Origin of the sequence: Streptomyces sp. NPDC086787, from assembly GCF_044745865.1 — a bacterium.
Taxonomy (GTDB): Bacteria; Actinomycetota; Actinomycetes; order Streptomycetales; family Streptomycetaceae; genus Streptomyces.
Window position 1 is genome coordinate 385,488 of record NZ_JBIVBC010000003.1, and the last position, 12,501, is coordinate 397,988.

Here is a 12,501-nt window from a genome sequence, read left to right on the forward strand (position 1 = left end):
CACTCTGCACTCGAAGGGAGAACCAAGAAGATGAGCGAGGCCACACCCCCCACCCAGGACGCCCAACTGGCCCGCACCCTCCTGACGGAGGCCCGCGAGGAACTGCTGAAGGCCGACAACAAGGCCGGCTTCCTGCTCGCCTCCCTGGGCGCGGCACTGACCGCGCTGATCGGCGCGATAGCCACCGGCGTCGTGGAACCGCGCCGCTATCCCGCCGTCGCGCAGATCCTGCTCTGGTCCGGCTGCGCCACCTGCCTGGCGTCACTGGCGATGCTCGGCCTGGCCATGACCCCGCGCGTCGGCAGCCGCCGCCACTTCCGCGCCCACTACTTCGGCGACGCGCTGGCCACCACGTCCGTCAGTCAGCTGAAAGCGGCCGTGAGACGCACGGACCCCCTCTCCCGCGACCTCAGCCAGCTGACCGTCCTGTCCCGCACGGTGTGGATCAAGTACCGCTGCATCCGCCACGCGATGGCCTGGAGCGCCGCGTTCGTCACCCTGACGGTACTCGGCATCCTGACCGGCACACCGCACTGAACCGGGCTCGCCGCGACCGTACGCGCTACTGAGCCGCTGCCGCGTCCCCCGTCCCCCGGCGCGCCCACTGCGTGGCGGAGAAGCAGGAGGCCAACCACAGGGCCTCGGGCATGTTCAGGATCACGTTGCCGATCACCGGGAACGGGATGCCTCGCTGGAGTTCCTCGGGGAAGTGGCTGCCGAACTCGAGCCCCGGAGGCGAGCCGCCCGGGATGAGCAGTCCGCCGGGAGTGATCGGGACCGGGTCCCAGCCGAGGTCACTGTGGAGAAGGGTCGCGTGCGACTGCCCGGGACGCTGCCAGAAGATCAACTGCTCGTCGAACTCGTTGACCCAGTGCAGGACATGGTCGGAGGGCCCGAAGGTCACCCCGGCCATCTCCCCGAGGTGGGCCAGGACGGCGTTCTTGCCCCGGTACCCGCCCACGTACGCGCGGGCCGTGTCCACGAACCGTGCCAGGGTCGAGTCGTCCAGAACGGCCGTCGCGGGCACCTTGACGGTGCGTGCCCGACGGGACTCCCTTACTGCTCTGCGGAGTTGCTCGGTGGCGTTCGCCCAGTGCAACCGCTCCGTGTCCGGATCGAAGACGACACAGAACACGGGCACGTTCCCGTTCGCCCAGGTCTCACCGTGCTGCCGAACCGGTACGCCGTACCCGTAGGACCGCCGCCACGAGGTACCACCCTTGACCTGAACCTTGATGACATCGTTGGTCACCCGGCCCGCCTCGGCGAAGGTGACGAAGAGATCCTCGCCGTAGTCGTTCTGCCCGGAGATCTCCTCCACGACGTGGTCATGCGCCTGCAAAAGCGCCCGCAGCGCGTTCACAGCCGCCTGCTCCACCCGCCGCCCCCTGGGAATCCTGGTCAACGCCCCCTCCTTCACCGCACCTCGACGCCGGCCCGCTCCCCACGGAGAGCGGGCCCCATGTTCACGCTCGCGCCTGCCTACCTGTAGAAGACGTCGACGCCTCCATGGTGCGAGCAGGCACCTTGGTGGTGGGCGGCGTAGGAGTAGGTGCCGTCATTGCACCGGGCGGTGGCGCCGTTTCCGGTAGTGCTGGAACCCCCTGACGAACTTGAGCCGCTGCCTCCGGATGTCCCCCCGGACGAACCACCGCTGCTTCCCGAACCCGCGGTGACCGCCTTCGCGGTGACGGTCACCTTCACCTTGACGGTCTTCGTCGCCGTCACCGTCACCGTCGGAGCAGGCTCGGGTGTCGCGGTCTGCGTCGCCGTGGCCGTCGCGGTGACCCTGGCGGTCGGCTGAACCTTCTCGGCCGCGGCCTTCGCGTCGTTCCCGTTCTCGTGTCCACCGCCGCCGGCGCCGACACCGAGGAAGAAGGCGAGACCGAGCGCCGGGAGCACGTACCGCTTCCGCGCCCATTTCGGAGCCGTTGAGACGGGCGGCTGCGGTGGCATGGCGTACGGATTGGTCATATGTCCCCCCAGGACGTGTTGGAGCGCCGACCGTAATGCCGGCTGTCGCGCCCGGGGCCCGGTTTCGCTTCAACCTTCATCTATTCGTGACGTGTCCCGGGGCACCACCCGAGTCGTCGGGCGACAGAGGTTCGGTGGACAGCCGTGAACCGCGTCAGGGCGACTGATCCGTGCTCGTTGCAGCCTGAGCCATAGCGACGAAGCGTGGTGTCAGAGGGTGTCCACCATGCTTCAAGTAGACCAGGTTGAGCGGAACAGGCGGGCCGTCCGGGACAGTGAGGAACGATACGAAGGAATGAATGTGCTGGCGCCCGACGAATTCCGGTACCACGCCAACGCCCTTGTTCGCTGCGACAGCTTCCAGCCACTCGTCGAAGTTGCGGCAGACGGCGGAAACGTTGGGGCGACGACCTTCAGGCCATTGGGTCAAGTCGGTGGTTCCGCTCACCTCGTTGAGGACCAGAGAATGGTCGGCGATATCCTGCCAACGGATCTCTTCCTGCTCTGCCAGTTCAGAACGTGTGGATACCGCGACAATTCTCCGTTCATGCAGGAGCGTGACTGACTCCATACCGGGGGGCACCTGTATACGTCCCCTCAGAATGGCCACGTCGGCTTCGCCCTGGTCCACTCCTGCGAGCTTTGCGTCTTGCCGGTGCACCTTCACCGGTATGCCGGTCTTGATCTCGAATGCTGCGATGACCTCCTGTGGCCACCCCGTGGGAAAGCCCCACGCGAAGCCCACACGGAACGCCTCTTCCTCCGAGCCGGGGTGCAGTGCCGCCTCCAAGCGAGGGATGAGAACGCTGAGTTGGTCGTACAGCGTCACGCCGGCCGCAGTGAGGGCGACTTGACGTGTGGACCGTTCCAGCAGGCGTCGTCCGAGCAGCTCCTCCAGGCGTCGTATGTTGCGACTGAGTGTTGGCTGTGACACACCCATCCGCTGGGCGGCCCTGGTGAAGTGCTTTTCCTCCGCCAAGGCCAGGAACCCGCGTAGGTGGTGCAGCTCGATACTCATGGACAGAAGCATATGCAAAGCTGCGAAGGGGCTCGCATTACTGCCGGAGAGGTCTCCGCTCTCGGGTGGCGCGCGCACCTGAGCCCTGTCCTATCTCCCGGGAATCGCTTCCTGCCGCCCTGTATCTGCGCTCTGTCCGTGCAGTGAACAATTCGACATGAAGGACCCGGTGAGTCCGCGTCCTTCATGCAGGTCGCCCATGTGTGGGCTCAGTCCTGGTACTCCTCGTCCGTCACGTGCTCCTTCCACTCGGTGGGGCCATCGGTGACGGCGATGTGCGTCATGAAGGTGCGTGGTCCTGCGCCGTGCCAGTGCTCCTCACCGGGGTGGCAGACAACGGTGTCGCCCGCCCTGATCTCCTGGCGCTCGCCGCCTCGATACCCCACGACACCCACACCTTCGGTCACGTGCAGTACCTGACCGGCAGGGTGCCGGTGCCATGCGCTGCGGGAGCCGGGCGTGAACAACACATTGCGCACTTCGGTGTTGGCTGTGGCACCGATGCGCGGCCAGAGCCAGACATCACCGAAGAACCGCTCTTCGGGCCCCTTGGTCGCATCGCCAGGGTGACGTATGACGTCCATGGTGTGTTTCTTCCTCTCTTCGTGACTTTCAGGTGATGGGTCGTTGACTACGGATGACGGGAGTTCGACCGAGTCCTTCCCGCGAGCAGGATCAGTGCGGAGGCGGCGACCGAAACGACAGCCAGCGCCGCGTTGGTGGTGCTGAAAGCGTCCTGCGGAGCGCTGCCCGGTTTGGCGAGCCCCAGATAGACAGTGCCGAAGACGGCTACTCCCATGGTTCCGCCGACCTGCAGAGTCGTGTTGAACAGGCCACTCACATCCGGCGCGTACCGGGCTTCGACGGACTCCGTGAGGTGGGCCAGCGTTCCGCTGAAAGCCGCGCCGTAGCCAACGCCTCCGATGCCGAGGAGCACGATCAGCCAGCCGGTGCTCTGCGCTCCGGCCGCCATGGCTGCAAAGGCGATCGCCATCAGGAGGCTCCCCGTGGGGGCGGCAAGTCGTCGGCCGAGTGGGCCGGACCGGCCGAGGATGGGGCCGACCAGAGCGAAGGTCGCCACCCACGCGATGGGAACCAGGCCCGCATACACCGCGCTCTTGCCCAGCCCTTGCTGCAGATACAGCGCGAGGACGAACAACAGGGCGAAGTAGCCTGCCCGGGTGGCGGCTTGGGAGACCAACGCCAAAGCCACCGGCCTGCGTGCGAGCAGTGCGACATTCATCAGCGGGTCGCCCCCGCGGCGGGTGATGCCTCGCTCCACCACTGCGAACACGGCGAAGATCGGGAGGGACGCGGCAATGCAGCCCCACGTCCATGGAGCCCATCCGGCGTCCTGCCCCATCACGAGCGGTGTCACCAGCAGAAACAGCGCGACGGACAGGAGCCCTACGCCTCGCAGGTCCAGCTTCTTCTGCCCGGTGCCCTCATCGGCGGGCAGGAAGACGAAGGCGGCGACCACCAGGAGGACGCCGATCGGTACGTTGATCAGGAAAATGGGACGCCATCCCGTGCCCAGGATGTCGGCCGACACCAGAACACCGCCCAGCGCCTGCCCGATGACGGAACTCACCCCGAGGACACCGGTGTAGGCGCCGAGAGCCCGTCGGCGTGCCGGTCCTTCGAAGTTGACCTGAATGCCTGTCAGCACCTGCGAGACCATCAGGGCAGCGCCGATTCCCTGGACCACGCGGGAACCCACGAGGGTGCCCCCGTTCGGTGCGAGGCCGCAGGCCAGCGAGGAGGCCGTGAATACGACCAGCCCCAGCAGGTAGGTCCAGCGGCGTCCACGGATCTCACCAAGCCGGGCGCCAGTGATCAGCAACATGGCATAGGCGAGGGTGTAGCCCGAAACGATCAGCTCCAGCTCGCTGCCGGTCGCGTGCAGGCGATCTCGGATCGACGGGATCGCGACGTTGACCACCGCAATGTCCACGTTTCCCAGGAACATGCCGCCGAGCAGCGAGGCGAGCAGCCACGCCTGTCGCTTCTCCCGAGGGGCGGGGCCCTCTTGTCGTGCTCCGGGTCGTGTTGGCTCGTGCGCAGGAGATGTCTTCAAGGAGTCACACCTCGGTCGATAGCTGACGGTTCGAACAGCCGGCGACGCCGCTCACCCCGGGCGCCGCTAGCCTTGCTGGACGGCATCCCGCTGGACCAGTTGGAACTGGACTCCGTTGGACGTGTGAGACTCCGTCCATGCGTTCAGGTTCGGACCGACCGGGACCGGTGCGCTGGTGGTCAGCTCAACGCCGAGTCCTTGGACCGCCTTCATGATGGCGGGCACGTTGTCGACCTCGACGCCGATGTGCTCGATCCGGGCCTCGTTGCCCTCGCCCAGCCTGCGCCGACGGGCTTCCTCCGTCGTCGGCTCGATGAGCTCGATCCGGCCGTCCCCACAGAAGTAGAAGGCGATCTTCACGTTCCGTTCCGGGACCTCCTGAGCCCGCTCCAGTCGCATTCCCAGGCTTTCCAGGAAGGCCCTCGCCGCTGCGAGGTCGTCCACCACCACACCGATGTGATCTATTCGCTTGAACATGCTTCCTCCGCTACTGCTGCTCGTTCTGGGCGTCCGCCGACACACATTCCTTGGAGAACTTGTTGTGCAAATCGGCCAGTTGAGGCAGGTTCGACATATTGAGCAGCAGGAGGTCGACGCCCGACTCGTTGTTCTCGAAGTGATGCACGTGCCAGGCGGGAATCAGCATGATGTCGTCGCTGCTCACCTTGACGGATTCCTCGGTCTCGTCAAAGACCAGGACGCCGGAGCCGGTACGTACGAAGTAGAGGTGCCACCAGGAGTGCGTATGCGGGGTGGTGTGTTCACCTGGCCGCACGGACTGGAAAGTCATGGATGTGCCCGGAACGACCTGGTGGTCGCCATCGGGCGTGGCAAGTGTCAGGGTGCCGTATTCCGTGTGATCGGCTGTCGCCAGCTCCTTGGCCAGGTTCTCCCACTGCCACACGATCGGAGCAGGGCGCTCCTGGACATGCCGTCTGCGGAATTCAGGGTACGGAAACTGACTTCCGGTCCGAACCGGCATCTTCGTCCTCCGAGGTGGTGTTGTGTCGGTCATTGATGTCCGCGACCATGTCGCGCACGGCCATGTCCGCGTCGAGCGTGAACTGCGAGGCCATCGCCTGGCGGGGCAGCGCGTGCGTGTAGAACCGCGGCCCCTCGACGAGGTAGCCGACCGCCCACGCGGAGTTCAGTGGCTCTCCTACCGCCGTGACCGGGCGCCCTCGTTCGTCGATGTCGATGCCGCCGGGCTTGAACGTGCCGTTCGAGTAAGGCCGTACGAGTCCCCGCTCAAGAAGGTTGGCGATCAACGGCGACCGGTCGCTCTCGGGGTGGAACGCGTCGAGGCGGGCCACGACCAGTGCGTCGACGTGATGGAGCTCGGGCCCGTCCGGGTAGTCGGTGCGGACGGTGAACCGTGCCGCCTCCGAATCGGGGACGACCCGACTGCCAGGGCCGCCGGCCAGGCTCACGATCCCAGCGCGCATCAGTGCGAGAAGTTGATGGTTGCGGTGCCGTGGCGGGCCGAACGAGACCCGGTTCATGACCGGCACGTACGTGCTGTTGAACACTTCGTGGGATTCGGGTGTGAGACCGGAGAACTCCACGGCCTCCCGCAGGCTTGCCCGAGTGTCACGGATGACGTCGGTGGCGGCCTTCACAGGACTCGTCGCATTGCCAAGTTCCGCGTGCTCCAGGTCACTGACGATGTAGTCCACGAAGAATTTCGCGAACGCTTCCTGGTTCGAGAACTGCTTCCCGTGCAACGGGTTGAGGATTTCTTCGAGCACGCGACGGTCGCCCGTGGTGAGCTCGTAGTCCTCCGGAGGAATGGCACGCTGTTCCTCCGCCGATCGGTAGGCGTACCCCATCTCCCGCAGCAGGAGCGGAAGGACCTCTTCTGCGAAGTCGAGTCTGGGATCACCCCGGCGGTGGAGTGCCGCTTGCCGAAGCTGTCGTACGGAGTCCTTGGTGAAGAACTGCGGCTGATGGGCTCCGGTGATCCCCTTCTGGTTCACCCCACGTGCGCTGAAGGGCAGACACTGGCGGGAGAACAGCCGGATCCGAGGTTCGCGCCCGGAGGCCCGGTATTCCGTGTCGAGTCCGGAGCCGTGGAAGGTGCCACCTCTGCCGACCGTGAGCTCGGAGATCACGTCGTGTGCGGTCAGCCCGAATCCCTGGACGGCAACCGTGGAGCCGGGGGCGACCTGCTGAAGCCGGTTGACCGGGTATGGAGTGGAGCAGTATCCGAGCCGGGGATTGCGGTTGGCGCTACCCCGTGCGAACTCCTCGTACGCCCGGTCCTCCTCGGTCGGGGTCCGTTCGCAGTGTCCTGTGGTCAGGAACAGGTAGTCGCTGAGCACCACGAAGCCCTTCTCAAGGCGGATGGCGAAGCGGCGGGCGTCCCTCTGCTCGATGTCCACGGCGCGGTCGCGGTGATGGACGATGCGCACGTGCGGTGGCAGCCCGTTGACCGTCTGATCGAAGGCCCAGCTGAGGTAGGCCCCGAGGAGCTGACGCGGCAGATAGGCGTGCTCCCCGACGGGCTCACCGGATTCATCACCTGTCGGGTGGAACGCGTCGCCGTACTGCCGGTAGCCGCTGCTTGCAGCCCATTCGGTGAATGAGGGGCCCTGGCCCTCGGCGAACATCGTCACCTGACTGGCGACGGTGTTGGTGAGCAAGTGTCCGGGCTGTTGAGTGGAGTGCACGCCCTGGCCGCTGTCGCCGGGGTCGATGAGATGCACATCCAGCGAGCATCCTGGGGGCAGTTCGGCCGCGAGTTCGGGGATTCGCTGCAGAACGCTCAGGCCGCGCGGCCCCACACCGACCACGGCCACCTGGAGAGCGGTCATGGCGCGGCTCCAGCGGTCGCCGAGGTGGCTTCGATCCCGTCGAGCACAGGTTCGTGGAGGCAGACCCAGTCGGGCGCCCCTTCGAGGCGCGGGAAGCGCAATGCCACCTGGGGGTCGTGCCCGGGGATGATGTGGTCGTCGCCGTCCGCCAGGGCTTCGATGCGGTCGTACCCCTCGAGCATCGGCGTGAGGTGGTCGAGGATCGGGAACGGGCTGCGCAACCGGATGTTGGCCCACAGGTGCGTGGCATCACTCGCCAGCACGACCCAGCCGCGCTCGGTGGGAACCCGTACCACTTGGGTGCCCGGCGTGTGGCCCGGGACCGGGTGCACCGTGACTCCGGGGATGATCTCGGATGGCCCTGAGTGGAGGACGAGTTGATCCTCGAACAGACCCTGCACCGCGGTCTTGATGTTGACCGGTTCGAAGGGCTTGCGTACGACATGGTGGCGCATGGCAGGCCCGGTGCAGAACTTGAGCTCGTCCTCCTGCAGATGGATCCGTGCGTGCGGGAACCGGTCCAGGTTCCCCGCGTGGTCATAGTGCATGTGCGTGATCACGACGTCGGAGACGTCTTCGGCTGTTGTGCCGAGATCGGTCAGCGCATCAACCGGGTCGCGGAACAGGGTGCGTCCCCGGCGTCGGGCCATCTCCTCCGGGAATCCCGTGTCCACGAGGAGGAAGTGCCGGTCGCTGCGAATCGCCCAGAGGTAGAAGTCCATGGGCATCTCGCTGCCCGGAGTGAACTGGCCCTCGTCGACCAGGAAGTTGTCCCGCGCAGGCCGGTCGGCATGCGTGCCGAATCGAAGTGCCAGGATTTCGTAGACCGGACGTGTGTCCTCGGCCACGCGGCTCACACCCCCACGAGGTCGAGCGGCTTGCCGAGCGCGGAGCCGGCGACCGCGGACGGCCCTTCCTCGAAGAGGAACCTGCTCTCCCCGAAGGCAGGTACGAGCTGGTCGAACCAGGTCGTTTCGGGGTCGAACTTCGCGTAGAACGGCTGGCGCACGAGGCCACCCCGCCGTGCCTGGAGGAGTTGCAGAGCGAAGACCTTCTCGCCCCGGATCGTCGGAACACCGTCGATGAGCACCTTCCCGGGGAACGCGCTCATCGAAGGCCCACGCACAGTACGAGACAGACCGGAGACGCTCGAGTAGGCCGTGCGGAAGATGTCATACGCCTCGACCAGCGGCAGCTCGAAGTAGGACCGCGCACCGGTGTCCCGCTCGACGAACATGTAGTACGGGACGGCTCCCAACTTCACGCCCTCGGTCCACAACTCGTGCCAGGCGGCCGGATCGTCATTGATGTGCCGCAGTACAGGTGACTGCATGCGTACGACGGCGCCGGTCGCGGAGATGCGACGCAGGGCGTCCTGCGCGATGGCCGGGCGAAGCTCGGCAGGGTGGTTGTAATGGCCCATGAGCGCGAGGTGCCTGCCTGCGCCCACCACGCGCTCGAACAGGCGCAACAGGTCATCGGCGTCCGGATCACCGACGAACCGCTGCGGCCAGTAGCCGACGGCCTTCGTTCCGATCCTGATGTTCTGGACGTGGGCCAGTTCGGGCACCAGGAGCGGTTCAAGGTATCGCTCCAGTGTGGCCGTACGCATGATCATGGGGTCACCACCGGTGATCAGCACGTCGGTGATCTCGGGGTGCCGCTTCAGGTAGGCGGCCAGGCCCTCGGCATCACGAGCCGCGAATTTCAGGTCCTCCTCACCGACGAACTGCGGCCAGCGGAAGCAGAACGTGCAGTAGGCGTGACACGTCTGGCCGGCGCTCGGGAAAAAGAGGACCGTCTCCGCGTACTTGTGCTGGATGCCCGGGACGGTCTCACCGTCCAGCTCCGGCACGTTGTGCGACTGCTGGCCGGCCGGGTGCGGATTCATACGTGACCGGACCACGTGGATCTGCTTGGCCAGCTGCTGCTTGTCATCCGAGCGCAGCAGGTCGCGCAACGTCAGGTAGTCGTCCGGATCAAGCATGGACTGGTGCGGAAAGTTGAGCCGGAATATTGGATCGTCTGGAATGTTGCCCCAGTCTATTAGTTCATCGAGTACGTACTGGTTGGTTCGAAAAGGCAGGACGTGGGAAACCACATCGACCGCCTCGCGCAGATCGGCCGGAATGAGCTCCCACTGCGGTGCACGACGAACGGACGAGCGGTTGTAGGGCTTGTACTTCGGCGAGTTGCTGATTCCGCTTGAATTATCCATGCGAACTCCCGTCAGGGTTGCGATTGTCGCCGGTCCATGAATTTAGTCATGGGTTTGGCGAGTGGGAAATAGACGTGAGCACTCATTCATGCGCTGGATGCATCAATCGATTCATAGCTCGTTTGCATGGATGCCTCGCTGATCGCATGAATGCTCGTTCGCCGGGGCCTTACGCTCAGCAGCTGTTCGTGAGAGGCCAGGGGGGAACAGGGGAGCGGAGGTTCTACCGTTGAACGGTCGGCTTGGCGTGGGCATCGTGGGCGCCGGACCGCGAGGACTCGCCGTCGTGGAGCGGTTGTGCGCCAACGCGGCGGCTCACCCGGATGCCGGGCCTGTGACAGTGCACGTCGTCGCCCTTTCCACCGGGCCGCCCGGACTCCGCATCGCGGAGACGGCAGCGGTCATCCGCGCCGGTGTGTTGGAGCCTGTGGGGCCAGCGATGCGCGTTGTCCCCGAAGAGGATGGAAGTGGCTTTTCGGTCTCATCGACCAGAGTGCCAGGACCGCTCAGGTCGGTCACCACCGTCATCGAAGCGCGTATCCAGGATCCGGACATCCGCAGGACCACCGATCCGCTCCTGCGGCATCTCCTCGACACCGGGCAGGCGGCCCCGTACCGCTTACCCAACCCGGACGGCAGTTGCTACGAGACCGGTGGTCTTGCGGTGACGGAACGACCGAGTCGCGTTGTGGACGCGTACGGCCGGCCTCACCCCCACCGGTTCGCGCTCGGCGTTCCCACCGAAGGTGCGCATTGGGCGACGGCCGCAGGCGTTCGGCCAGGGGGCGACTCCGTGACACTGGGGGATGCGGACGCGATTGCACGAGCGGCGCTCGGTCATGGTGCGGCGCAGCAGTCCGGCCGGGTGGAGCCGCGTATCCGATGAACACGCTTGTCTCCGCGCGCGACCACGCCGCGACATCCTCCACCGGCCGTTCCCCTTCGGGCCTGCCCACCGCCGCGGGGGTGGCCGCGGTCACCGTTCTCACGTCGCTGCCCGTGTTCCTGCCAGGGGCGGCGAACGGTCTGATCTCCGCCGAGTTCGGTTGGAGTTCGGCGCGTATGGGAGCCATCCTGGCCGCGTACTGGCTGGCCTCCTTGGCGGGCGCCTTCGTCAGCAAGAGGGCCGCGCTTCCCTCCACGATCGAACGCACCTTGGCCATCGCACTTGGGGCCACCTGTCTCGGACTGCTGTGTGCAGCGGCGGTACCAGCCGCGGGTCTGTGGCTCTCCTCTGCCATGGGTGGTTACTCCTACGGCTACACCCAGCCCCACACCAACGCCCTGCTCATGCGACGATGCACGGCTCGACTGCGGGCATTCGCCTTCGGCCTCAAGCAGGCCGCGGTTCCCGCCGCGACCCTGCTCGCCAGCATGGCAATGCCGACGCTGGCCGGTCCGGCCGGCTGGCGGCCAGTGTTCGCCGGCACGGCGGTGCTGTGTGGCGTAGCCGCTGTCGTCTCGACGCGGTCTGATACCTCGGCTGGTCGGCTCGCGACTGCACGGCGCGACAGAGTGCCACCACTGCGCGGAGATGCCTTTCTGCTGGCCTTGAGCGGTGCCGGGTTCTTCGGCGCAATGGTGGGAAACGGCCTGGGCGGTTTCCTGGTTCTGTCGCTGACCAGCCGAGGCACGTCCCTGTCAGTCGCCGGAGTGGTGGCAACAGCGGGCGCCGCGCTGAATATTGCCGTCCGCTTGATCGCCGGCTGGCTCATCGGTCGAGTGCCTCATGCCGCATGGGCGGCGCTGATCGGGATGTTTGCGACTGGAGTGGTCGGCGTCGCCCTCCTGACGCGTGCATCGCTCGCACTGATGACTGCGGGCGCCTTGCTCGCATACGGAGGCGGATGGGGCTGGGCCGGTCTGCTCCACTACGTCATCGGACTGCCCTATCCGGGCCGAGAGCAACGAGCCACCGCCTACAGTCAGATGGGGGTGTCGCTAGGTGCGGCTACCGGACCAATGGCATGCGGGCTGCTGTTCACGGTGAACTCGGTCATTGCCTGGTGGATGCTGATGGTCGCCGGTTTGGCCGCGATGGTCTGCGTCGCCATCGCCCGGGGGAGGGGCGGCCGGACCTGACACGGAAGCTCGTCGGGTGCCTGGGCGAGGTTGATGTGGAACTCCATCCACTCGACGCCGGCAACGCTGGATCCGGCACCAACGTTGGCGGACGCGATGCCTTCGAACTCCTGATGTGTACCCGATTCGAGAAGGGGCGAACGCACAGGTCCGTGCCCCGTGGACCGGGGCGGTTGGCGGATTGGTCACAACTTCTGGCCGACGAGCCGGTCCGTGGCCGCCGCCTCCGGCTGCTGAGCCGGGGTGATGCGGTCTGGTGGGGTTGTCTGTCGACCCATGAGGGGGCTTTGCAGGTTCTGCTTGTGCGCATAAGGTGCAC

At 66.1% G+C, this 12,501-nt stretch carries 13 protein-coding genes and 1 pseudogene; 4 read left to right on the top strand and 10 right to left on the bottom strand.

Annotation, left to right across the window (positions count from 1 at the left end; all coding sequences use genetic code 11):
* Nucleotides 1-30 precede the first annotated feature (30 nt).
* Nucleotides 31-537 (top strand): Pycsar system effector family protein, encoded by a 507-nt coding sequence (locus ACIPK3_RS11395; RefSeq protein WP_402568400.1) that lies wholly within the window; start codon nt 31-33, stop codon nt 535-537.
* Nucleotides 538-562: 25 nt separating this feature from the next.
* Here ACIPK3_RS11395 and ACIPK3_RS11400 read toward each other — a convergent pair whose 3' ends face one another.
* Together ACIPK3_RS11400 and ACIPK3_RS11405 are read right to left on the bottom strand one after the other, a co-directional pair.
* The gene (locus ACIPK3_RS11400; RefSeq protein ID WP_402568402.1) at nt 563-1,405 is read right to left on the bottom strand and encodes a DUF4365 domain-containing protein; all 843 of its coding nucleotides are present in this window, start codon (nt 1,403-1,405) and stop codon (nt 563-565) included.
* A 77-nt stretch (nt 1,406-1,482) separates the two neighbouring features.
* Nucleotides 1,483-1,548 (bottom strand): annotated as a pseudogene (locus ACIPK3_RS11405) (flagellar motor protein MotB); the annotation flags it as partial.
* Nucleotides 1,549-1,591: 43 nt separating this feature from the next.
* Here ACIPK3_RS11405 and ACIPK3_RS11410 point away from each other — a divergent pair.
* On the top strand, nt 1,592-1,804 hold the full coding sequence (locus tag ACIPK3_RS11410; protein ID WP_402568692.1) for a hypothetical protein: 213 nt from the start codon (nt 1,592-1,594) through the stop codon (nt 1,802-1,804).
* Nucleotides 1,805-2,128: 324 nt separating this feature from the next.
* Here ACIPK3_RS11410 and ACIPK3_RS11415 read toward each other — a convergent pair whose 3' ends face one another.
* The 8 genes from ACIPK3_RS11415 to ACIPK3_RS11450 form a co-directional block, all read right to left on the bottom strand.
* The gene (locus ACIPK3_RS11415; RefSeq protein WP_402568404.1) at nt 2,129-2,992 is read right to left on the bottom strand and encodes a LysR family transcriptional regulator; all 864 of its coding nucleotides are present in this window, start codon (nt 2,990-2,992) and stop codon (nt 2,129-2,131) included.
* A gap of 209 nt (nt 2,993-3,201) precedes the next feature.
* Nucleotides 3,202-3,576 (bottom strand): cupin domain-containing protein, encoded by a 375-nt coding sequence (locus ACIPK3_RS11420; protein ID WP_402568406.1) that lies wholly within the window; start codon nt 3,574-3,576, stop codon nt 3,202-3,204.
* A gap of 47 nt (nt 3,577-3,623) precedes the next feature.
* Nucleotides 3,624-4,961 carry an MFS transporter gene (locus ACIPK3_RS11425; protein ID WP_402568408.1) on the bottom strand — a complete coding sequence of 446 codons (1,338 nt, stop codon included), beginning with the start codon at nt 4,959-4,961 and terminating at the stop codon, nt 3,624-3,626.
* Nucleotides 4,962-5,135: 174 nt separating this feature from the next.
* Entirely contained in the window at nt 5,136-5,546 is a 411-nt protein-coding gene (locus ACIPK3_RS11430) for a VOC family protein (protein WP_402568410.1), read from the bottom strand.
* A gap of 10 nt (nt 5,547-5,556) precedes the next feature.
* Nucleotides 5,557-5,973 carry a cupin domain-containing protein gene (locus tag ACIPK3_RS11435; protein WP_402568412.1) on the bottom strand — a complete coding sequence of 139 codons (417 nt, stop codon included), beginning with the start codon at nt 5,971-5,973 and terminating at the stop codon, nt 5,557-5,559.
* Nucleotides 5,974-6,013: 40 nt separating this feature from the next.
* Nucleotides 6,014-7,882 (bottom strand): FAD/NAD(P)-binding protein, encoded by a 1,869-nt coding sequence (locus ACIPK3_RS11440; RefSeq protein WP_402568414.1) that lies wholly within the window; start codon nt 7,880-7,882, stop codon nt 6,014-6,016.
* On the bottom strand, nt 7,879-8,730 hold the full coding sequence (locus ACIPK3_RS11445) for an N-acyl homoserine lactonase family protein (protein WP_402568416.1): 852 nt from the start codon (nt 8,728-8,730) through the stop codon (nt 7,879-7,881). Before ACIPK3_RS11445 ends, ACIPK3_RS11440 begins: the two co-directional genes overlap by 4 nt.
* 5 nt (nt 8,731-8,735) lie before the next feature.
* Complete coding sequence (locus tag ACIPK3_RS11450; RefSeq protein WP_402568418.1) at nt 8,736-10,100, bottom strand: KamA family radical SAM protein; 1,365 nt, start codon at nt 10,098-10,100, stop codon at nt 8,736-8,738.
* 256 nt (nt 10,101-10,356) lie between these two features.
* On the opposite strand from ACIPK3_RS11450, the gene ACIPK3_RS11455 reads away from it, so the two are divergent.
* Entirely contained in the window at nt 10,357-10,986 is a 630-nt protein-coding gene (locus tag ACIPK3_RS11455) for a hypothetical protein (protein WP_402568672.1), read from the top strand.
* Nucleotides 10,983-12,182, top strand: coding sequence for an MFS transporter (locus ACIPK3_RS11460; RefSeq protein WP_402568419.1), 1,200 nt, complete (start codon nt 10,983-10,985; stop codon nt 12,180-12,182). Before ACIPK3_RS11455 ends, ACIPK3_RS11460 begins: the two co-directional genes overlap by 4 nt.
* Nucleotides 12,183-12,501 lie beyond the last annotated feature (319 nt).

Excerpts from the sequence above, each read along its gene's own strand:
- ACIPK3_RS11395 (WP_402568400.1), top strand. The coding sequence starts at position 31 with ATGAGCGAGGCCACACCCCCCACCCAGGACGCCCAACTGGCCCGCACC.
- ACIPK3_RS11430 (WP_402568410.1), bottom strand. The coding sequence starts at position 5,546 with ATGTTCAAGCGAATAGATCACATCGGTGTGGTGGTGGACGACCTCGCA.
- ACIPK3_RS11420 (WP_402568406.1), bottom strand. The coding sequence starts at position 3,576 with ATGGACGTCATACGTCACCCTGGCGATGCGACCAAGGGGCCCGAAGAG.
- ACIPK3_RS11425 (WP_402568408.1), bottom strand. The coding sequence starts at position 4,961 with ATGTTCCTGGGAAACGTGGACATTGCGGTGGTCAACGTCGCGATCCCG.
- ACIPK3_RS11415 (WP_402568404.1), bottom strand. The coding sequence starts at position 2,992 with ATGAGTATCGAGCTGCACCACCTACGCGGGTTCCTGGCCTTGGCGGAG.
- ACIPK3_RS11460 (WP_402568419.1), top strand. The coding sequence starts at position 10,983 with ATGAACACGCTTGTCTCCGCGCGCGACCACGCCGCGACATCCTCCACC.
- ACIPK3_RS11440 (WP_402568414.1), bottom strand. The coding sequence starts at position 7,882 with ATGACCGCTCTCCAGGTGGCCGTGGTCGGTGTGGGGCCGCGCGGCCTG.
- ACIPK3_RS11450 (WP_402568418.1), bottom strand. The coding sequence starts at position 10,100 with ATGGATAATTCAAGCGGAATCAGCAACTCGCCGAAGTACAAGCCCTAC.